General features: G+C 31.2%; 16 protein-coding genes. 7 read left to right on the top strand and 9 right to left on the bottom strand.

Going from position 1 to position 22107, the window contains the following annotated elements; all coding sequences use genetic code 11:
• Positions 1-2 precede the first annotated feature (2 nt).
• Both ACKTST_RS05705 and dsrP read left to right on the top strand, forming a co-directional pair.
• The gene (locus tag ACKTST_RS05705; RefSeq protein ID WP_408046783.1) at positions 3-1133 is read left to right on the top strand and encodes a 4Fe-4S dicluster domain-containing protein; all 1131 of its coding nucleotides are present in this window, start codon (positions 3-5) and stop codon (positions 1131-1133) included.
• 10 nt (positions 1134-1143) lie between these two features.
• Positions 1144-2361, top strand: coding sequence for a sulfate reduction electron transfer complex DsrMKJOP subunit DsrP (dsrP, locus tag ACKTST_RS05700; RefSeq protein ID WP_408046782.1), 1218 nt, complete (start codon positions 1144-1146; stop codon positions 2359-2361).
• Positions 2362-2704: 343 nt separating this feature from the next.
• On the opposite strand, the gene ACKTST_RS05695 is transcribed toward dsrP, so the two are convergent.
• Entirely contained in the window at positions 2705-4201 is a 1497-nt protein-coding gene (locus tag ACKTST_RS05695) for a histidine kinase (protein ID WP_408046781.1), read from the bottom strand.
• A gap of 7 nt (positions 4202-4208) precedes the next feature.
• Positions 4209-4949: a LytR/AlgR family response regulator transcription factor gene (locus ACKTST_RS05690; RefSeq protein WP_408046780.1), complete on the bottom strand. Its 741-nt coding sequence runs from the start codon at positions 4947-4949 to the stop codon at positions 4209-4211.
• A 372-nt stretch (positions 4950-5321) separates the two neighbouring features.
• Between ACKTST_RS05690 and ACKTST_RS05685 the strand changes: the two genes are divergently transcribed.
• From ACKTST_RS05685 to ACKTST_RS05665, 5 genes are all read left to right on the top strand, one after another.
• Positions 5322-7820 carry a serine hydrolase domain-containing protein gene (locus ACKTST_RS05685; RefSeq protein ID WP_408046779.1) on the top strand — a complete coding sequence of 833 codons (2499 nt, stop codon included), beginning with the start codon at positions 5322-5324 and terminating at the stop codon, positions 7818-7820.
• Positions 7821-7838: 18 nt separating this feature from the next.
• Complete coding sequence (locus ACKTST_RS05680; protein WP_408046778.1) at positions 7839-9551, top strand: hypothetical protein; 1713 nt, start codon at positions 7839-7841, stop codon at positions 9549-9551.
• Positions 9552-9653: 102 nt separating this feature from the next.
• The gene (locus tag ACKTST_RS05675; RefSeq protein WP_408046777.1) at positions 9654-10247 is read left to right on the top strand and encodes a hypothetical protein; all 594 of its coding nucleotides are present in this window, start codon (positions 9654-9656) and stop codon (positions 10245-10247) included.
• Between the two features lie 13 nt (positions 10248-10260).
• On the top strand, positions 10261-11205 hold the full coding sequence (locus tag ACKTST_RS05670; RefSeq protein WP_408046776.1) for a hypothetical protein: 945 nt from the start codon (positions 10261-10263) through the stop codon (positions 11203-11205).
• 56 nt (positions 11206-11261) lie between these two features.
• A complete protein-coding gene (locus ACKTST_RS05665; RefSeq protein ID WP_408046775.1) occupies positions 11262-12401 on the top strand; it encodes a ScyD/ScyE family protein in 1140 nt (379 codons plus the stop codon).
• A gap of 244 nt (positions 12402-12645) precedes the next feature.
• Here the strand turns inward: ACKTST_RS05665 and ACKTST_RS05660 are convergent, their stop codons facing one another.
• The 7 genes from ACKTST_RS05660 to ACKTST_RS05630 all read right to left on the bottom strand — a co-directional run bounded on the left by ACKTST_RS05660 (position 12646) and on the right by ACKTST_RS05630 (position 22105).
• A complete protein-coding gene (locus ACKTST_RS05660; RefSeq protein ID WP_408046774.1) occupies positions 12646-13935 on the bottom strand; it encodes a fibronectin type III domain-containing protein in 1290 nt (429 codons plus the stop codon).
• Between the two features lies 1 nt (position 13936).
• Positions 13937-15460, bottom strand: a complete 1524-nt coding sequence (locus ACKTST_RS05655; protein WP_408046773.1) for a glutamate racemase — start codon at positions 15458-15460, stop codon at positions 13937-13939.
• Between the two features lie 73 nt (positions 15461-15533).
• A complete protein-coding gene (locus ACKTST_RS05650; protein WP_408046772.1) occupies positions 15534-17096 on the bottom strand; it encodes an N-acyl-D-amino-acid deacylase family protein in 1563 nt (520 codons plus the stop codon).
• Positions 17080-18216, bottom strand: coding sequence for a M14 family metallopeptidase (locus ACKTST_RS05645; protein ID WP_408046771.1), 1137 nt, complete (start codon positions 18214-18216; stop codon positions 17080-17082). Before ACKTST_RS05645 ends, ACKTST_RS05650 begins: the two co-directional genes overlap by 17 nt.
• Before the next feature lie 3 nt (positions 18217-18219).
• Entirely contained in the window at positions 18220-19215 is a 996-nt protein-coding gene (locus ACKTST_RS05640) for an NAD(P)H-dependent amine dehydrogenase family protein (protein ID WP_408046770.1), read from the bottom strand.
• Between the two features lie 73 nt (positions 19216-19288).
• The gene (locus tag ACKTST_RS05635) at positions 19289-20467 is read right to left on the bottom strand and encodes a hypothetical protein (protein WP_408046769.1); all 1179 of its coding nucleotides are present in this window, start codon (positions 20465-20467) and stop codon (positions 19289-19291) included.
• Between the two features lie 6 nt (positions 20468-20473).
• On the bottom strand, positions 20474-22105 hold the full coding sequence (locus ACKTST_RS05630) for a SusD/RagB family nutrient-binding outer membrane lipoprotein (RefSeq protein ID WP_408046768.1): 1632 nt from the start codon (positions 22103-22105) through the stop codon (positions 20474-20476).
• Positions 22106-22107 lie beyond the last annotated feature (2 nt).

Genomic DNA, 22107 nt, shown 5'->3' with positions numbered 1-22107 from the left:
GCATGAACAATACAAATAAAAAATGGTTTACACTTAACCTGAATAGTAGGCGCAAACAAACGTCAAACGATGCATGTGGTTGCGGTAAAACTTCAGGAGGGTGTGATTCACATAAACCAAAAGATAAATTAACTGAAAATGAGTTTTTCGAAGCTGCAGTAAATGCCTCTATTGGAGAAGAAAGATATAAAGACGGTTTCGATCAAGTATTTGATGTTAAGATGGATCGAAGATCTGCCTTTAAAAAACTAACCGCTAGTTTACTTATAGGAGCTGGAGCAATGTCTTCTTGTACCAGCATTACTTCTAGTGATGAAAGCAAAGAAAAAGCGCAAATAGATTGGGAAGAACAGTTTAAAGGAAACTATAAACTAATGACCGATAAAGAGAAGGAAGCAACTGTAAACAGGTTAGTTCGTTCTTATCAATTACGTACAGGAAAAACCATTAATATGTCTTCTAAAAATGCTGAAGAAGATGTGTTATTTGGGTATGCTTTCAATATTTCTAAATGTCAAGGATATATGGATTGCGTAAGTGCTTGTGTTGAAGAAAACAACCAAGATCGTAATTCACAAATGCAGTATATCCGAATTCATGAAATGAAAGACGGTAAAGGTTTTAATTTTAATGAAGCTGATGATAATTACTATCATGAAGTTCCTGCCGAAGGGCATTTTTATATGGGAACACAGTGTTTTCATTGCGATAATCCACCGTGTGTAGAAGTATGTCCTGTGCAAGCTACTTGGCGAGAAGAAGACGGATTAGTAGTTGTTGATTATGACTGGTGTGTAGGTTGTCGTTATTGTATGGCAGCTTGCCCTTATGACGGTCGTAGATTTAACTGGAGCAAACCTGAAGTTCCTGAAGAAGAGATAAATCACAACCAACATTACCTAGGAAACCGTATGCGTAAAAAAGGAGTGATGGAAAAATGTACTTTTTGTGTACAACGCTCAAGAGCTGGTAAAAACCCTGCTTGTGTAGAAGCTTGTCCTACTGGTGCACGTATTTTTGGAAATCTATTAGATCCTAATAGTACTATTCGTTGGGTATTAGAAAATAAAAAAGTATTCAGATTAAAAGAAGATTTAGGTACAGAACCAAAGTTCTGGTACTTCATGGATTAAAACATTTATAATGAAACAACTTAAAGTTTTTGGAAGTTTAGTTAAAGATAGCTTAGATATTATCACCAAAGGAACCGTAAGATATCACTTGTGGATGGCTTTTTTAACTGTAATTATGTTAATAGGCATGTATTGTTACTCTATTCAATTAGAGCATGGTTTAAGTGTTACAGGTATGACCGATAGAGTTAGTTGGGGATTATACATTTCTAATTTTACATTTTTAGTAGGTGTTGCTGCGGCAGCAGTAATGTTAGTGATGCCAACCTATGTTTTAAAAGATATCGATTTTAAACAAGCCGTTTTAATTGGTGAAGGATTAGCTGTAGCAGCTCTTTTAATGTGTTTAGCTTTTGTTATTGCCGATATGGGAGGACCTTCTGTTCTTTGGCATATGATACCAGGGATTGGTGTTTTTAATTTCCCTAATTCTATGCTTACTTGGGATGTTATTGTGCTTAATGGATATCTATTCTTAAACATTACCATTCCTTTATATATCTTAATGCGACATTATCAAGGAAAAGAGGCTAAATCTAAAGTTTATGTACCTGGAGCTCTATTGTCAGTTTTTTGGGCAGTAGGAATTCACTTGGTTACTGCCTTTTTATATCAAGGTTTACAAGCCCGACCATTTTGGAACAACGCTTTATTAGGTCCTCGCTTTTTAGCATCAGCATTTGCTGCAGGTCCTGCTTTAATCATTATTGTTTTAGCAATTATTAGAACTTATACACAATTTAAAATTGAGGATAAAACCATCAAAAAAATAGCAATGGTTGTTACAGTCGCTGCTCAAATTAATATTATTATGTTAATTTCAGAGTTATTTAAAGAGTTTTATGCTCCAACTCATCACAGTGAAAGTGCTTATTATTTATTTTTTGGTTTACACGGTAAAACGGCTTTATTACCATGGATTTGGACTGCTATTTCATTAAATGTAATTGCTACAATACTGCTTACATTTCATAAATTCCGTAACAATTTTAAAATACTATATTTCGCATGTTTCATTCTTTTTGTAGCAATTTGGATTGAAAAAGGTTTTGGTTTGATTGTTCCAGGGTTTATTCCTGGTCCTTATGGAAAAATTGCTGAGTATACCCCTACTTTAATAGAAATTGGAGTTACGCTCGGTATTTGGGCAATGGGAGCTTTAGTTTTTACTGTATTGGCTAGAACAGCTATTGGTATTGAAACGGGAAGTTTAAGGTATAAGAAATAATATAGCTCAAAAAAAGTTCACAACATAAAAAACTAACAATTAGTTTTTTATGTTGTGAACTTTAATACAATTATTTAGATTACCCAGCATTTAAAACAACAAGTTTACCTGTTAATTACAAATTCAATTTTTAGATACAATTACAAAGAAAAGTCTCATAAACTAGAAATAGTGAATAGTTTCATAGCTATAAAATCAACCAAAAGAAAGTATAATCTTCCACCTTCACTCCACCTCAAATAGCTGAACGTACTAATTTTACTAGGGTTATTACTTTCTGTATCGGCAAATAGATTTTCTCTCCTTTAGATTTACTGATCTTTATTAAGTAAAGAAATGAAACTTAAGCAAAAGGAATTAGTATTGATACTTTCGTACCTGCTGGTTTATTTTTTATATATAAATCAGTGAAAATTATACTCGATTCGTTTTTATATTTTTTTGCAAAATATTGTAAGCGTTCTTCTGTAAGTTGTATTCCTATTGAGTTCCTCTTATGAATTTTTCTTTCCTTAATTTCTCTTGATTTTACTCTTCCAATACCGTTATCTATTATATCTATTTGTATTTGATTATTACTAGTTTTTTTAACTTCAACCTTTAATTCCCTATTACTTTTTTTTAAAGCTAACCCATGCCAAATAGCGTTTTCAATAAACGGTTGAGTTATTAACGGAGGTACTTTAATTATAGACAAATCAACGGATTCATTTATACTTATTGAAAATTTAACTGTATTGTTAAGTCTAGTATTTTCGATACTCATATAAAGCTCTAAAATCTCTAACTCTTCTTGCAACGAGAATTCTGTTTGTGTAGTACTACCCAAAATATTTCTAATTAGTTTAGAAAATTTATTAAGATAAAAAACTGCTTCTTTCTTATCATTATCAATAATGTATCGTTTAATTGAATTCAAAGAATTAAAAATGAAATGAGGGTTCATTTGGTTTCGTAATGTTGAAACAGTAAGTTCAGCTAGCTCTTTATCATACTGAATTTTAGCTACTTCCATTCTTTTTATTTCTGCTTGCTTGTTTAAAGTTACTATGTCTAACTCTAATTTTTTTTGTACTTCTTTTCGCAATTCTTCATTTTCAACATACTGTTTAATTAATTGATTTTGAGTTTCATTACGCTCTTCTAAAATCATTTTTTGTTTATGTCCTAACCCTAACGAAAAAATTATGTTTTCAAGAATAAATCCTATATACAAAATGCTGTAAGCTGGTTCAACCTTCTCTCCTATTGCTTTTAATTGTAAATAATATAATAATGAAGAAACTGAAGCAAAAAACAATATCATTGATCCAACAATCATATAATATTTTAATTTACTTTTTGATTTAAAAAACGGAATGTACATTACGATACCTAAAATACTCATCATAATGGTAAAGAAGAAGTATCCATTATAAAGAATATAGCGGTTACCAATTACAATAAAAACTACCAGCTTAAAAAAACAATAAACGATAATTACATTTACCCAATTAAAACACCTCTTATACCAAAGTGGTTGTTCATTTTTTATATCTAAAAACTGAAAAGCAAAATAGGTGTAAATTATATAATATATTTCGGTGTAAACCTCCGGAAATTTAGCTAATCCTTTTACAGGCTTTAAAAACTCGAACAAAAAACCATCTCTAGCCCATTGTAATTGTGATAGCATTATAAAAAAAGTATAACAGCTATATAGTAAATATAATTTGTCTTTATGTTGAAAATACAGTAAAAAATGATAAACCGTTAGTATAAAAAGAATTCCAAAGGTAAATACCAGAAAACCATTGTGATGTGGTTGATTAAAAAAGTATATTAAAGCCGATTCTTTCAATGTAAAACTAAGAGTTTAATACTTGGAGTAGTTCATTCTTTTTTGCTCTAGAAATAGGGATTGTAACTCCGTTAGTTAGTACTAAATACGGACCGTCATTCTTTACATATTCTTTTACATAACGTAAATTAACTAAGTATGAATTATGCACTCTAAAAAAATTATCATCAATTTGTGCTTCAATTTCTTTTAGCTTTTTTGAGAGTATTTCTTTAGTATCCTCTTTAAAATGCACCTCTGTATAACTTCCATCAGCTTTACAAAACATAATATCTTCTAAAGCTACAAAAATTGTTTTTCCTAAAACTGGTATTGCTAAACGAGTATTCTTTTTTTCAGGCACATACCATTTTATAATACTTTTCAGTTGGTCTCCTAAAGCATTTTGCTGTTGATTTTCTCTTACTCTGCTTACCGCCTTTAATAAATCTTCAGAATCTATAGGTTTTAACAAATAATCAACTGCATGCTCTTTAAAAGCTTTTATAGCATAATTATCATAGGCTGAAGTTATTATTAAATCGAAGGTTCTATATGATAGTTTTTCTAACAATTGAAAACCATCCATTTCGGGCATTTCAATATCTAAAAAAATACAATCGGGCTTTAAATAATTTATTGCCGAAATTGCTTCTACAGGATTTGTAAAAGTATCACACACCTCAATATCACTACAAAAACTTTCTATTTCCCATTTTAAGTTTTTAATGGCATTAAATTCATCATCTATGATAATAGCTCTAATCATAAATTTTAATTTTCATTGGTTCTTTAAATATACTTATAAAAGCTTATCATTTCATAATCAATACGTTTTTAGTGCATTTCACTTCATAAATTCATCTAAAACCCTTATAAAAAACATAAATTGAATTTTAATTTTGTAAGCAGCTATTTATGTGTTTTAACAATCAACTTATGTATTAAATATAACAATATATAAATGCTTTGCTACTGTACTTAAACTATAATCTTACCTTTAAGTTGTATTTGGTTAAATAGTTTTTTTGAAACTCAACTCCTTAGTAACCAAACCTCTTTATTATTTCAAGCAAATAATACAAATCTTACTCCTTACCAAAACTCCTCTTTAAAGTATTAATACCAAAATTATTAAACTATGAAGACAACGATTTTATTTTTTCTCTTATGGATAATTTCATTATTCGGTTATACACAAACATTCCAAGATGATCTTTCTAATGAACCAATGGGTGATTTTCCTAGTCAATGGGATTTAGTAGGTGGAATTACTACTGTAAATCAACATGATAACTACAAATATATAGGCTTTAGAAACGGAGGTATCGTTAAACCCATAGTTAACAATCAAACCAATAACTATTTAAGTGGAGATTTTACGGTAGAATTCGATGTATTCTTCGACCAAATATCTTCCTTATATGGGCAACGATTAGAACTTAGATTGTGGGATGGCGCTTATGGATATCAAAAAGGAAATATTCGCTACAAACCTTTTGTAATTTATCGAGATGGATTAGAAACTGACTGGAATCAACCAGAAATGGGAGGCATTAAAAATCATTTAAAAGAATTTCAATCTTTAGAACCTGAATGGCGTCATGTAAAAATTGAGTGCGCAGGGGGTAAATTAAAAATATTATTGGATAACCAAATGGTACTATTTATACCGCGCTTTAAGATGCAACCTAAAATGATATCTATTGGAGGGGTTGCCAAAGATTCTAAACTTGAAGCTAATGTTGGATTTACAAATTTTATTATAAAAACCTCAAAAGATATAGGTACAGTAGACCAAATAAAGTTTAACAGAAATATTTCAGAGGAAGCTCATCAAAAAATGGAAGAACTCTTACCTAAAGGTATTCAGTCTTTTTCATTTTCACCGAATGGAGGATGGGTAATTATCACAAAAGACAATAAACATTTCGCAAGAAACATTCCACAAAAATGCTATGAAAAAATTAAAGAGTATACTGCCAGAAGTATAAAAATAAAAGAAGTGGTTTTTCCTCCTAATGGAGGAGACAATTCATGGTTAATTATTACAGAAAATGATACTTATGCGAGAAACATACCTCAAGAGTGCTATGAGAAAATACAATCGTTTAAACAGCAAGGTAAGAGCATAGAAAGTGTATCATTTCCTTATAAGAACATTTACAACAATAGTAATAATGCTTGGGTAATCTTGACTAATGATGGACAATTTTACACTAGAAATATACCAGATGAATGCTATCAAATAATGCGGAATATTAGACAAAATGATATGCCTAATAAACCAAGCGATAGAAAGATTACTAAAGTATCCTTTACATCTTCAGGTGGCTGGGTGATTTTTGCTGAAGATTACTTTTTTGCTAGAAATATTCCTGACGATGCTTTCAAAAAACTTGGAGAGTTTCGAGGTAATGAATATAATAATAGCATATTGGCATTCGACCCAGATAAAAATGGTTGGAGTCTCGTAGCAGATAAGCGCACCAAAGTGATTCCTACTAACATAATAAGAGAATTTGAAAATAATGTAAAAGGAACATCAATATGGAACTATTTAAGAGGTGCAAATGTTCCTGGAATAGCAGTAGCTGTTGTCATTAATGGAGAGCTGGCTTGGTCAACAGGCTATGGATTAAGTGAACATGGAAATGAAAAGAATGCTGTGCATCCAAGATCTATGTTTCAAATTGCTTCGATAAGTAAATTTATTGCAGCAGTTGGCGCTTTAAAAATGATTGAAAAAGAGCGTGTAGGATTGGATGATGACTTACAAGAAAAATTTTTAGAAAGTCCTATTCCTGTACACGGATGTTTTAAAAACTACACAGAAACAAATAGTGTTACCATACGTAATATTTTAAATCATAAAAGCGGAATAGATGGCAACGGTGTTAATCTCACTTCTCAGCTATCAAATATTAGTTGTAAAGTACAAAACGGTGGTTATACAGGTTATCCTATAGATATTAATCCTGAAGAACTACCAAATATAGACCAAATAATCTCAGGTGGTGATAATGTGAACTCTGAACCTGTTACAATTACTTATAATGCTAGCAGTAGAGGTCGAACTTACTCTGGACCAGGCTTTAGCACCTTGCAAAAGGTAACTGAGGATATTACATCCATTGAATACGAAAAATGGATGAAGGATGAAATTTTAAATCCACTGTCAATGGATAAATCACGTTTTACAACAACTCCCGAAGATTATTATCAAGAAAATGAATTGACTAAGGGCTTCTATACCAATTCTCTTAAATCTGTCAGAAACAGATATCCTGAAGCAGCGGCTGCAGGAATGTATTCTAATGCTGTTGAATTATCTAATATACTTATCATGTTAAATAATAATGGAGTTTTTAATGGAAATAATTTAATCACTAATACAAATGCTTCACTTATAACTCAAGGTCTTGGAGCTGTTGTTAATGATAGTTCAGTAATATCAAACACTTCTGGACATTATAGCCATGGTGGCTCCAATGAAGGATATAGATCTTTTGTAATAGGCTTTCCAAATCTTAATATAGATAATGTCACAAGTGGAGGTATAGTAATTCTCACAAATGGAAACATTAGACAAGTTAGATACGATATTGTAAATGCTATAATAAATACCTATGGCTGGTAAACTTAAAAACATAAAATCATGAAAACAAAACACATTTTAGTAACACTACTCCTTTTAAGTGTTAGTTACACAGCAGAAGCTCAATTTTTTAAAAAATTAAAAAAGAAAGCACAAGAAGCAGCCGAAAGAACCATTTTAAAAAAGACAGATGAAGTGGTTAGCAAAAAAACGGAGAAGACTATAGATAATGCCACGACAAAAAAACAAAAAACTGATAATAATCAACAAAAAAGCTCAAATGAAGATAGCAAAACCAGCGAAGGAACAAATCCAGCATTAAGTATAAATACAGAACTAAAAAAGGATTTTTATAAAGAAGATCTCATTTTAACAACGCATGAAGACAGCAATAAACCTGGGCAAATTCAATATTTCGATGCAGATCAAGTAGCCGCTAGAATAGAAACCGACCCAACTACAAAACCAAGTTATGTAGACAGTGAAGGATTTATCTATTCCTTTAAGGATGGTGAATATACCAAATCATCATTCATAGCTCTACAATCACAGGGAATGATGATGCCTACCATGATGTTAGAAGCCTACAAATTACCACCAGAACCTGTCATGTCTAGCCTGCAAAAGCAAACTGATTTAGGGATGACTGCCAATCCATTTAATGGTGTTATAGAATTTGCCTTTGTTTATAAACCCGAACATTTTAGATATGACGATTTTGAAGAATCTAAACAATCCTTTAAAGGGAAAACCTATACCAGATTTGGGTTTCTAAATGAACCTGGGTATGAAAACAGCTATGTATTGTTCGATTCCAAAGACCGATTGGTGGAAATTTTTGTTGAAAACACCAATGATAATCAAAATGCGGCCAATGCTTTTGAAATGGGATTCTCTCGTAAAGGCAAAGCCTTACTTAGTTACCAATATAAACCTGTAGAAGTAAACCTACCACCTGCAAGAGAAGTAAGAGCACAAGGGCAAGGTCTCATGGAAGGCGTTATGACTAATATTGTTAAAGGTGGTAACCAACCCAAAAATGATATAGATGAAGATGATTATGATACTAGTGATATGAAAGGATCTACCAAAGCCATGAAAAAAGCAATAAAAAACCACAAAACTGCCAAAGCAAATCTCCCAGACACCTATGAGTTCGATTGGAAATACCATGTAGAACTCCTAATGGGAAATAAAGGAAAGGATAAAATGGATATGACCTTTTTAATTAAAGAAGGAGCTACGTATCAGGCAACACAAATGGTTTCTAAGCAAACTAAAGATATGGGGGAAGTTACCATGCTTTTTGATATGAACTTAAATGTTATGGCTATGTTTATGAAGGCTCAAGGAAAAAAATACGTTTCTCTTTATCCTATTCCAAAAGCAAAGCAAAATACAACTAATAAAAAATATAAAATTACCGAACTACCTTCAAAAGCTATATTGGGCTTCGCCTGTAAAGGACTTCAACTTGAAGATGATAGATATATTATAAAAGTATATCACACTACAGAAGCAAAAATCACACTTAGTAATTTTTTAAGCTTTGGTAATGCCAAAAACAACATGAATTTGCCAGAAATCGATCCAAGATTAATAAAACAATTTTCCAATAGCTTAATTATGGAAATGCAAATGGAAGACAAAAAGAAATCTAAAAACAATGTAAGTGTCATAGCAAAATCTCTAACAGAGAAATCTACTAAAATCAGTAAAAATAACTACATCGAAATGAACATGTTTGGTGGTGCTGCAATGTTAAAAAATTAATACACTGTTATGAATAAAAAAGCCATCGTTTAGCTAGAAATTGATAACACTTCTAAACAATATGAAATAAAATGTCCTGCAAAATAACACAAACAAAAAAATATGAAACCACAAAAAACATATCTCATCATACTACTCACACTTTTTATTTGTTCCTGTAAAAACGACATTAAAAAAGAAGCTGCAACTATTAATAAAACAAGTGTTGTAAAAAACGTGATTAAAACGGTAAGCACTATCGAAAACTTGCAAAATATCACTCCAATTAATTTAGAAGAGTTTAAAACATGGTTTCCTAGTCAACTAATAAATATGCAAAAAGTAAGTGTTGTAGCTGCACCATTGTCTGCTAATGATATTAGTGGTACAGTAGCAAAATATCAGGGTGATAAAACCAATAAAATGCAAATTACTCTTTATGACTGTGCTGGTAAAAACGGAGCAATGATACTAGGGCAATATACACTGTACAAAAACATGAAAGTAGACAATGAAAGTGCTTATAAAATAGAAAAATCATTCACTAAAAATGGTATGATGGGTGTAGAGACTTTTCACAAAGACAGGAAGTTTTCAGACATCTCCTTTTTATATAGAGATAGATTAGCACTAAATATTAAAGCTTATGAAACCGATAGAGAGATGGTTTGGAAAGCAATTGAAGATTTAAAACTAAAAAAACTTATTAATAATTAAATTCCTGTAAACTATGAATTCTTTTAACAACAAACAGCTACTAACTATAGCACTTTTATTTCTCTCAATGATAGCTTGTAAACAACATCAAAAGAATAAAGAGCAAATTAATACTAAACCAACACAAAACCAAGCTATTGAAATAACCACTCGTAGTATGGAATTTATAGCTCCAGATACAATATCTTCTGGATGGAATACTTTTAAATACCATAACCTATCAAATGAAACGCATTTCTTTTTATTAGACAAATATCCTGAAGGAAAAACTATAAAAAATACCCAGGAAGAAATAATTCCTCCATTTGAAAAAGGAATGCGATTAATAAATGAAGGTAACTCAAAAGAAGGCTTCGAAGCATTTAATGCTTTACCAGAGTGGTTTTTTAGTGTTGTATTTTCAGGAGGTTCTGGATTAATTGGACCTAGATCTACTTCTATAACTACTATAAAATTAGACCCTGGCTACTACATTATGGAGTGTTATGTAAAAATGCCAAACGGAATGTTTCATACTTCAATGGGTATGGCAAAACCAATCATAGTTACTAATGAAGATAGTGGCAACTCTCCTCCTATTGCTGATGTAGGAATCACAATATCAAAAGAAGAAGGTATAAAATACTCTGGAAATTTAGTAACAGGAGAACATATATTCTCAGTGTATTTTAAAGACCAAAGTCCGCATGAACACTTTATAGGCCACGATGTAAACCTTGTAAAACTATCAAATAATGCAGATTTAAATCAACTTGAATCTTGGATGAATTGGTCTACTCCTTTTGGTTTAAAAACACCTGTGCCAAACGGTGTTGCTTTTCTTGGCGGAGTAAACGAATCACCTAAAGGAAGTACAGGTTACTTTAAAGCAACTTTATCCTCTGGTAAATATGCTTTTATTTCTGAAGTACCTAATAGCCAATCTAAAAGGATGCTTAAAGTATTCACTGTAAAATAAAACACTCTTCAATAATGATTATCGCATAAAATAGTAACATTTAAACTCAACACATCATGAAAACACTAATTTTAAAAATGGTACTTTTAAGTACTCTCATTTTTCTTATCGCTTGTGAAAGTGAAGCATTAATTAATGATGACCTTACAGATTCGAAAGCTCTAAAAAAAGAAGCAGACACTAATACTTATACATTTAATGGAACTGTATATGATATCTCAGCTGCACCAGACGGTAGCGTAATGGTTGCAGTAAATGGTGCCGATGGTAAAACCATACAAATAATTAAAAACGGACAAGTAAAAACAATCGCTGCAGTTAATGCAGCAAGCAGTATTCAAGGAATTGCTACAATTGGTAGCGGAAATGCTTTTGCAACAACTGGAGGTACAGACTTGGCAAAAAATGGAGAGCTTTATAAAATAACAAACGGTAATGCTAAAATTGTTGCAGATTTAGCTGCTTTTGAACGTAACAACGATCCAGATGCTTTTGAAGGTCTTCAATGGAAAAATCAAGCTTGTGAAGCCATAGACGGTTTCAGTGCTGGCCCTCAAAACAATCCATATAAAGTAACACTTATAGATGAAGAATCTGTTTTAATAGCTGATGCCGCAGGTAACACTTTATTATATGCTAACTCAAACGGAGATGTAGATTATAAAGCTATACTTTCTCCTCCATTAGATAATAACAATAATTATCTTGTTCGTTGGTATGCTGGTGATGACCAATCTGTTGAATGCTATGCACAGCCTGTACCAACTTCTGTTGCTATTGGTCCAGATGGATATATTTATATAGGTGAACTAACAGGTGCATTAGGTGAAGGGTTACCTGTTGGACGTTCACGTATTTGGAAACTACCACTAGAATCAAATCATGCCATTTGTGATGAGCAAAACCCTTTAGGTGATTGTAATGTACTTATTAATAGGTTAACTTCTGTTATTGATGTAGAGATTGGTCCAGACGGAATGCTGTATGTAGTTGAATTAGACGAAAACAGTTGGTTTTCTTTACTTGGAATTCCTGGTATAAACCCAATTGGAGGTACTATAAGTCGCTATTATTTAGATGGAACCTTTGATAAATCTGTAACTAACTTAAGCCTACCAGGGGCCATTACTTTTGATAAGAAAGGAAATTTATGGGTACTAGAGAATCTGAGTACTGTTAGAGTTTTAGAATTCTAAAAAAACTATAAAATAATTGCTTTTAATAAAACTGAATTAATTATAAAAGCTAGTATTAATAGCATACTAGCTTTTATAATTGTACTATCAATCACGATATACTTATTTATAATATAATAAAAACTCTTAAATACAAACAAAAGAAAACAAAGTCTTCCTCCTTTACTCCACCTGAATAATCTATAAGCATTGATTCTACCAGGTTTATTACTTACTGTATCTGAAAGTAATTCTCACTAAAAAATTAAAAAGCATTCTTTAAAGCATTACTCATTTTTTTCCAAGCGTCTTCATTATCACGTAATTTTGATTTTTCTTGTTCTATATGAATGAATCTACCTGATGAAGAGCCAGCGTTAGAATTACAAGGGTTTGACGAATTATTAATTAATCTTCCTTGAGTATTGGTAAAACCAATTAAACGAGTCCAATCAGTATCAATATGAGCTATTTTAAAGGTCAAAGAATTGTCTTCTATCAATAGTTCATCCTTAATTTTTAAAGCATAGTCAGTACTTGGTGTTTCTCGTGTTCCATTACTCATAATTACATAAGGATCTGAAGCAGTTTTGCCAAAACCATGTAATTGAACAAAAACTGAATTTACATCTGTGTTAAATAAAATATCTGTTGTTTTTTGAAATATTGAGGTTGTGGTATGTGCCATATCAGAAATTCTATAAGAGCTACTTGAGCCACATGCACTTGTTGTTCCTGAACATGACGATGTTGAACTATTATTACATCTATGAGTTCCATTTAACAATAAAGCTTTCGCTTGATTGTTTTTAAAACAATACAACGCTTGCTTACCTGTATTGGTATCGTATTTAGAATGTGGCGCCATTAATACTAAATTACTTTTAACAGGTGTTTTACTAAAAACATAAACTCCCCAATAATTGGTTCCTGTGGTTTTCTTTTTTACAATATAAAAAACAGCAGTTCCTAATGATGTGTCGGTAAATTCGATAACTTGATATGCTAGTTTCCCGAACTCTGTAATCGCTTCATTTAATTTATTTTCCAACATAAATGAAATTCCGTTTTGCCATATGGTTAACTCAGAGTTATTAGGTTCTGAATAATTATCTCCTGATGAACCTGGAAAATTATCAATCAAATTACCCACATAATTCTGGATACTTCCTGACTCAGCCTGAAGAACACTAGAAAATTTTGTAGTTACGTTTACACTATTACTAAAACCTGATTTATTACCAGCAGCATCATTTGCTTTAACCTTAAATGTGTAGTTTGTATTTTCTAATAAATTATCAATTACAGTCGTGGTTGATGACGTTGATTTTAAAGCAATATCATTTTTATAAATTGAATAGCTGGCAACTCCAACATTATCTGTAGAAGCATCCCATGCTAATTTTAAGGTGGTTTCAGTAACTTCAGAAGCTATCAGTCTACTAGGATTTGAAGGCGCATCAATATCTACAAACGAATCATTATCTTCTGATGATGAACATTGAATACATAAACCACAAACTATTACAGCTAAAAATAACAAATACTTTTTCATATTAAATTTTTTCATTTTCTTTTAAGTGTTTTGTTTTTTCACTTCTATGATTAAATGTGCTCATTAACTGATACACATATGGAATTTGCTTTTGAAAACGGGTTAAAATATCATATGAAATATTACTTCTACTAAACGGAACTACTTTTACATACTCTTGTATTTCATGTGCATTTCTACCGTATTTATATTCATATGGAAAACGTCCTAAACTATCTATCTTAACATTTTCATTTTCTGTATTTGGGATGCTTATATAAAACTCACTATTTTTTATGTCCCCATTCAAATTAAACAATTTCTCTTCATTTAAGTATTCATACAATTCTTTCGCAGTATCTACTGCAGGATCTATTAATTGAATGTTTTCAACCATAAAATTTCTATACAAATAGCCTCCGTCTTTACCTTTATAGTTATATAATTCTGTTAAAATTTCAGAAATTTCATCTGTCATGTACGGATAGTGAGTACAACCAAGAATCAATGATTTTAATTTGTTTTTAGTGCCCGATAATCTAATCTGTTCTAATAAAGTTACCAAGTGGTAACGTACGTAATTTTTAGCATCGTTAATTTGAAGTATTGAGCAATCGTCTTGTTTTTCAGAATCACACAACATTTTACTATCAGAAAAATCAAAATTATAAACGTCAAATAAGGTTTTATCAATTTGAACATCATTGTCTAAACCAGGACCTTTATAACTTTCTCTAGGCTTTTTTAAGTTTTTATCAAAATAATTAGGATCTTCATCTACCGCTTCAGCGATACCTACACCTCCTTGAGAAAACACTTCAATAACTCCTGTATACCCTAATTTGTCTTTCATTTTTAAAATAGTGTTATGATAACCTTTTGAAGCTACAGTACCAGCGGTTGCTAATACGCCAATAATGGCATCTTCATTCTTCTCAATAGATGCTAGTGTGCCTCGAACACCTGCATCGATTACACCAATAACTTTTAAGTTAGAGTTAGCTTGTTTTAAAAACTCTTCAATATATTCTTTACCATAAGCAGTAGCTGTGTTACATGCTATTACTAAAGCTTTTACAGGTTGTTTATCTAAATTAACCGTTACATCATTTGCATCAGAATAATACTTGTTATTCATTAAAAACTGAGCATCTTTTACAATATGCTCTTTTAACAAATCAACTTTATTTTCTTTGGAGTAGTTTCCGTAAGGCATATTGGCTTGATCTCCTAAATAGATAAACGACTCTTTATCAAAATCGATTGTTCCATCACTACCTTTTTCATGTGTAGTATTTTTATTTTCATCGTAATTTACAATTGCTTTTAAAACTGTTAATCCGCCCGTACCTGAATCAAACACTCCAATAGGAAGATTTGAATTTGATACAGGATAATTTTTCATATCTATATAATAGTAACTACTCGGATTATTAAGTATAGCTTCTATTATATTTTTATCTTTAATTTCTTCTTTTTTTTCTTGCTTACAATTGGTTAAAAGCAATAAAAACAACGTACTAAATGCTATTTTTATATATTTCATTTTATTGTTTTTTGAATGTAACTACCCTGAGTTATAAGAATTATAACTCTTCATTATTTATATATAAGGTAGTTTACTTAGTTAAGACTTTTCCGTTTAAGTTATTGGTGAACTCCCCATTTTCTATAGAGATTTTTCCATTAATAATGCTGTATTCTAATCCTTCAGAAAGCTGAAAAGCATCATTATAGCTTGCTTTATCTTTAAAAGTTGTAGGATTAAAAATTATGATATCTGCATAATTTCCTTCTTCTAAAACACCTCTTTTATTTATTTTAAATATGGATGCTGTTTTAGAAGTACTATTATTTATAAAAGTTGGTAAATCTATTACCTTATCTTCTATAACATATTTATGATATTTCCTTGGAAAGGAACCATATTTTCTTGGGTGACCTGTATTTCCGTCAGAACCTGTAACCACCCAATCTTGTTTCATAAAATTATGAATATCGTTTGTATTCATGTTAAATGAAGCAATACGAACATACCCCGTTTTTAATACTTCAAAAACGGTAATTTCTGGTGATCTTTGAATACTATCAGCTATTTCTTGTAAGTTTTTTCCAACATACGAAGCTACTTCACACTTTACTATTAATAATTTATCTGCCCCCCCCCTTCTTTTTATATTTTTCTGAGTTTCTTTTAAAATTGAATCTTTTAATTTTGGGTTGTTATATCTTATAAAAAGCGAATCTTTTCCACCACTTTCAGCCCAACGAGGTACAACTGCAGATTTCAAACCTGTCGCAGAAGCATCATATGGATATTGATTTGCAGTTACTTCAATACCTTTAATATTAGCTTGTTCTATTAAACTGATAATTTCTTCACTCTGATTCCAAACATCAACTCCTAAGCATTTAATATGTGAAATATGAATTGGTAGTTTTGCTTTTTTACCAATTTCAATCGCTTCTTCAATAGCAGGAATTAACCCAACAGTATAAGAGCTTTCATCACGTAAATGGGTATCGTATATTCCTTTGTTTTCTGCTACAGTTTTTGCCAAAGCAATTACCTCATTCGTATTTGAGTAACTACCTGGAGAATAAAACAACCCTGTAGAAATTCCAAAAGCACCTGCACTCATTTCTTGCTGAACTAATTGTTGCATTTGCTGAATTTCTTCATCTGAAGCCTTACGATCACTTTTTCCCATTACTTGCTCTCTAATGGTACCGTGACCAACTAAAGGAACTACATTAGTTCCTATTCCGTGTTGGTTATATTTTTCAACAAAAGTAGCAGTAGGGTAAAAGCTATCACCATCATTACCAACTACAACCGTTGTAATCCCTTGAAATAAAAAGGGTTTGTTGTGTGATGTTTCTTTATTTTTTAAATCTCTATCGGCATGGGTATGTGGATCAATAAAACCAGGGCATACAATCATTGCAGTAGCATCAATTTCTTTTTTAGCTTTTATAGTTACAGAATTTTCATCGCCAACAAACACAATTTTATCGTTGTTAATTGCAATAACGCTATTAGTAGCATTTACAGATATTCCATCATATACTAATCCATTTTTTATAACAATATCTGCGTTAATTTTTCTTTTTGAACATGAAAATGTTAGAAAAAGAACACCTAATAATAGATATATCGTAAAACTATATTTCTTTGTCATTTAGTAAAGTTTTAATCAAGTTTTTAGCATACCATTGCGCTCTTTGTTTTATAAGATCTCTATCAATTTCATCACCTTCTTCATATGTAATAGCTTCACAATTAAAAGTATTGATAAAATAATTATAACAATAAGGCAACTCTTGACTTCTTGGTCTTGCTTCGACAATAAAATCAGATTCTTTTTGAATATTTTCTATCCATTTTGGTATAATTTTATTTTTTGTTGAATTTTTAACAGAATCTAAAACCAACATATAAGGACCCGAGTATGAAGTGTGAAAATCAATAGCAAAATTGATACTTTTACCTTCTGTTATTTTATTGTTGATAAAATTTTTAACAGCAATTGTTTCTGGTTGAGAAAAATCAATCCAATCTCTATTTAAATCTACTCCGTTAGCATTATGCCTCCAATTACCTGCATCTACTCCGTCAGGATTTAATAAAGGTATGGTATAAATATTAAACTTTTTTCTAAAAGCTAAGGCTAACTTATCGTTAGAAATTAAAAATAAATAAAAAGCTTTAAAACCTATTGAACCTCCAGGTATTTCTGGTGGGTGCTGCCTTGCTATTAAAACAATTGATTTTTTTACCGTATCGTTATCATGTTCTAACGCATAAATATCTTTTTTTAAAACGGTTTTTCCAATAACAGTTCTTTTTATACTTTTTTCTTTTAAGATTTCATCTATCCAAGCATAAGTATCGGTCGTCGACTCTATTTCTTGAGCTGCAATAAACATTTTTTGCGGTGTAGAAATAATTGTTATAGTTGCATTTCCTAAAGAATCAATATATAAATTGGTCGAATTTATAGGCTTCCAATGTTTTTTATCAGTGCTTATTTTAGGTACATATCGATGCTTATACTTACCGTAATTTAGTTTTATTGTAAGTTGCTTTTTTGTTTCAGAAGCTACTGAAAAAGCAAACCAAGGGCTTTGATTTACTGGTTCAAAAGCAGGATAAATAAATACTTCATAAAAATTGTCGGTATGTTTAACAACACTGTCTAATTTTCCGCTTAAAAAAGAAGAATCAAAAGATACTTCGCTCTTTTTTTGAGAACAAGAAAAAAAGCAGCATACTAAAACAAAAAAACATACTTTTTTCATACATTAATTTATATAACCAGGTACAGCAATATCTGCCATTGTACGTAACCCTGAACTTGCTGTTAAAATGGAATTAATACAATTGATAGTAATAGCGCATGTTGCGATATCTCCATTAATTCCTCCTTCTATTTCTGAAGAAAAATTTGGTATTCCTTTACTACTTATTTTATCATACGATCGAGGTTCACCAATAGCGGCTTTAAAATGCAAGGTAATTTTGCACATTCCATTAACATAACCATGTGCAATTTGCTCTACACCACGTGCATCGCCCTTTTTTACTTGAATATGTTTTGAAGCAACTTCATTTTCAGCAATTACTGGGGCTAAACTTTCGGTAACCTCATCTAATTTTAAACCGATTGAATTTGCAAGTAAATACACAGATTCTTTTAATCCTACATGACGCAACGTTCCTGTAGCTTCTTTTTCTTTAAAAGCTTGTAATGTTAAACCTGCTCCTATTTTTTGTTGAAAAGGAACTCTTCTTGGAGTAGCATCTTGAATACGCTCTACGGTTATAGTTTCAATATCTTTACACACTGAACTCATTACTGACGGTAGATAATCCATTAAAAAACCTGGATTAATTCCCGTGCCTAAACAAGCTATATTGTGTTCTCTACAAATATTATCTAGCTTTGTACTAAGTTCTGGTTGCAACTCCCAAGGATATGATAATTCTTCACAAGTAGAAATTACTGAAATTCCTAATTTTGCAACTTCTTCTATTTGTGGAATCAATTTTTCTAAGCTTGAAACGGTAGTAATAATAGCTACATCTGGCTTACTAGTTAATTCATTAATAGCTTTTTTAACTGAGGAATATATTTTTACTTCGTTAGAAAGTTCGGGGGATACTTCTGAAAGTTTTTTACCTGTAAAATCTGGATTTATATCAACTACAGCTACAGTTTTCACTGTTTCTTTTTGGGCAATATATTCTGCTATCTGAACCCCTAATGGGCCAAATCCTATTTGTAATATGGATGTCATTTTCTTTGTCTCTTTTTTAAATCAGAGTGCTTGTAACTAAACAAAACACTCTGATTGTTAAATGCGAAAAAGCTTATTCGTTATCTGGAACGTAAATCAGTATATTGTCTATATCAAAAGACTCTGGAGTTGCGCCACTTTGAGCTTCAATTACAAGCTCATAAGATTTTACATTCTTTAAAAATCCTGTACCTGATGAATTAATTACAAATGTTTTCCAACTACCTGCAACAGCTTCAACATCATTATCATACAGCTCAATAATATCTCTTTTTGCTGTAGTATTATCTCTGTAAACAATATTAGCATATGCATAAAGCCCGTCTTTAGACTCCCAGGATGTATCATTAAAGTAAACATCAAACGAAACTCCTGACTGTACTTCATCTGCAGGTATTTCTACAGTATCAAAAGTTATTCTAATACCTCCATCGGCATCTTCGATATGATACCCTTGATCTCCATCTGGATATGCTTCATAATCTTCAAATAAGCTATAAACACCTATTCTTTCTCTTGAGAAACCTAACCCTGAGCTAGAAATGCCAGTAACCGCATAATACTCGGTGTTAAACCCTATTTCATCATTTGTTCCTGTACCCGTTGCTGTAAAATCTACATATGGTGGGTTAGCTCTGTTCGTTAAATCTCCAGTTTCATCCAGTCCTCCATTTCTTTCATAAGTATCTGTTGCTGCACCAATAGCTACTTCTTCAAATGAAGTTCCTCTTACTTTTTTTGGTGGTGGTAAAAAGAACGTAACATCAAACTCAATAGCATCTAATAAACCAGTAGATTTTAATCTTGTCGTAGTGTTTCCTCCTTGATTTACATTATTGCTATCGTAATTTGGTGAAAAACCTGAATAAGTACCTGTAGGAGTTACTATAGTTGCTACTAAAGTAAATTTTGTGTTTAACTTCACATCATCTTCAGTAATTCCTAGTGCATTAATTATTTCAGTTACTGTAATATCTAAATTCGATGGAAATGAATTTATTGTTTTAAAATTCTCTACAACCGTTGAATTATGATATAAAGCCAAAGAATAACTCTGTATATTATTATTAGGGTCTACAATTTCTTCTGAAACCTTTTCAGTATCTAGTTTTAATATATTAAACTCTAATGTAGGTTTACTTTTAAACTGTACATAACCACCTCTTACTGCTATGTCTTCTAGTAAGTTATTATTATCTGAACAACTTAATAGAATTAAAAAGCACAAGGAAATATTTATTAATCTTTTCATAATATCTTATTTTATAAAATTATCCGGATTAGTATCCCAAAATATTTTTTCTGTTATACTTTTTTGATTTAGAGAAGTATTTCTATCAACGGCAGTTTTAGAATACCTAAAACTTCTTGGAAAAGTCGGGTTATCATCATCTATTGGTACTTGTAACATAGAAGGAAAACCAGTTCTTCTATATGCGTTATATGCTTCGATTGAGTTACCAAAAGCGGCTAAATAATATTCTGTCATTATAACATCTAATTTTGCATTCGTATCTGCAGCATTAGTATAATTATTTTTTACTTCTGTAACATAATTTTCGATATCTGTATTTGTTGGAGATAAAGAGAAAGATTGTCCTCCAAAACTTGTAACCTTATCTATTGACTCTCTCACACCTTCTTCTAGCAAAATCTCTGTATTGCCATTAACACCTGTAATAGTTAATGCAGCTTCTGCTCTTAAAAACTTAACAAATGAAGACGTTAAAATTGGTAATATTCCTTGTCCGTTTAAATTAGGCAATGATCCTGCTGGATTTTCTGGAGAAGTAGTAGATGGTGCGTTTACAAAGAAATCTTGGTCTAAACTTCCACCACCTGGATAAATTCCATAAGTAGTTCTAAATAAATTATCTCCTCTACCTGTTCTACTTTCACCATGATCTAGTCCCCAATAATGATCACCTACATAACAATAATCTACCGATGGATCTCCTTGACAAGCTAGGTACGGAGGACCGCTAAATGGGTCTCTATCGTCTTGCCTGTATAGATAATAACGAATTCTTGGATCTCTTACCGACTTAGAGTCTTTTAACATCCACATAAATTGGTTTCCTATATATTGTGAAAATGAACTCACATAAGCTCTTCTAAAATATGGGTGACGACTTTCTGGTTCATCAACGCCGTTTGCATATTTCCAAACAAAGTCTTCTGAAGGAGCATCTATTATATTTTTATTCAATAAAGAGTTTATTTCTCCTTGTAAATCACTAACACCTATCTCTGCTGAAGCTAATTTTGCTTGTACTAAAATTCTTAATTTTAAAGTATTTGCAAAAGCAACCCAATTTTCTTTATCACCACTGTAAAATAGATCCCTAACATCTACAGTAGCATTATTAATATCAATAATTGATTGATCTATATTAGTTAATACCATTTTGTATAAATCTACACTACTATCCGATTTTGGGTTTGGAAACTCTAGAGGGTTTCCAGCTTGACTGTAAGGAATGTCTCCTACGTAATCAACCATCGTTATAGTTAAATACCCCATTAGCAGTTTATTAACCGCATTATGATACAAATAATTAGAATTTTGAGAAGCTAAGTTGTCTATTGTTTTAGATATATTAACAGCCTCATAAAATCGTTCCCATTCAACATTTAATACATTTACATCAACAATATCTCCATAAGAACTCGTCATTGCTTCATAACGCATCACATCATCAGAATTTAAGATCATGTCACTAACAATATCTTGAAATAAATACTGAATTTCGTTTAGTAAAAACTCTGGATTCGCATTTTCAGGAGTTAAAAAATTAGGATTCTCCTGTAAATCAAAATTAGTAGTTTCACAACCTACAAGCACTAATAGTGCTGCAAATATTTTTATATTTTTTATAATTTTTTTCATCA

Origin of the sequence: Tenacibaculum crassostreae (genome assembly GCF_964512405.1) — a bacterium.
Classification (GTDB): Bacteria; Bacteroidota; Bacteroidia; order Flavobacteriales; family Flavobacteriaceae; genus Polaribacter; species Polaribacter crassostreae.
Note: the sequence above shows the minus strand (reverse complement) of the source record. Positions and strands in the feature narration are given on the sequence as shown.

Excerpts from the sequence above, each read along its gene's own strand:
- ACKTST_RS05705 (WP_408046783.1), top strand. The coding sequence starts at position 3 with ATGAACAATACAAATAAAAAATGGTTTACACTTAACCTGAATAGTAGG.
- dsrP (WP_408046782.1), top strand. The coding sequence starts at position 1,144 with ATGAAACAACTTAAAGTTTTTGGAAGTTTAGTTAAAGATAGCTTAGAT.
- ACKTST_RS05690 (WP_408046780.1), bottom strand. The coding sequence starts at position 4,949 with ATGATTAGAGCTATTATCATAGATGATGAATTTAATGCCATTAAAAAC.
- ACKTST_RS05685 (WP_408046779.1), top strand. The coding sequence starts at position 5,322 with ATGAAGACAACGATTTTATTTTTTCTCTTATGGATAATTTCATTATTC.
- ACKTST_RS05680 (WP_408046778.1), top strand. The coding sequence starts at position 7,839 with ATGAAAACAAAACACATTTTAGTAACACTACTCCTTTTAAGTGTTAGT.
- ACKTST_RS05675 (WP_408046777.1), top strand. The coding sequence starts at position 9,654 with ATGAAACCACAAAAAACATATCTCATCATACTACTCACACTTTTTATT.
- ACKTST_RS05670 (WP_408046776.1), top strand. The coding sequence starts at position 10,261 with ATGAATTCTTTTAACAACAAACAGCTACTAACTATAGCACTTTTATTT.
- ACKTST_RS05665 (WP_408046775.1), top strand. The coding sequence starts at position 11,262 with ATGAAAACACTAATTTTAAAAATGGTACTTTTAAGTACTCTCATTTTT.
- ACKTST_RS05660 (WP_408046774.1), bottom strand. The coding sequence starts at position 13,935 with ATGAAAAAGTATTTGTTATTTTTAGCTGTAATAGTTTGTGGTTTATGT.
- ACKTST_RS05655 (WP_408046773.1), bottom strand. The coding sequence starts at position 15,460 with ATGAAATATATAAAAATAGCATTTAGTACGTTGTTTTTATTGCTTTTA.
- ACKTST_RS05650 (WP_408046772.1), bottom strand. The coding sequence starts at position 17,096 with ATGACAAAGAAATATAGTTTTACGATATATCTATTATTAGGTGTTCTT.
- ACKTST_RS05645 (WP_408046771.1), bottom strand. The coding sequence starts at position 18,216 with ATGAAAAAAGTATGTTTTTTTGTTTTAGTATGCTGCTTTTTTTCTTGT.
- ACKTST_RS05640 (WP_408046770.1), bottom strand. The coding sequence starts at position 19,215 with ATGACATCCATATTACAAATAGGATTTGGCCCATTAGGGGTTCAGATA.
- ACKTST_RS05635 (WP_408046769.1), bottom strand. The coding sequence starts at position 20,467 with ATGAAAAGATTAATAAATATTTCCTTGTGCTTTTTAATTCTATTAAGT.
- ACKTST_RS05630 (WP_408046768.1), bottom strand. The coding sequence starts at position 22,105 with ATGAAAAAAATTATAAAAAATATAAAAATATTTGCAGCACTATTAGTG.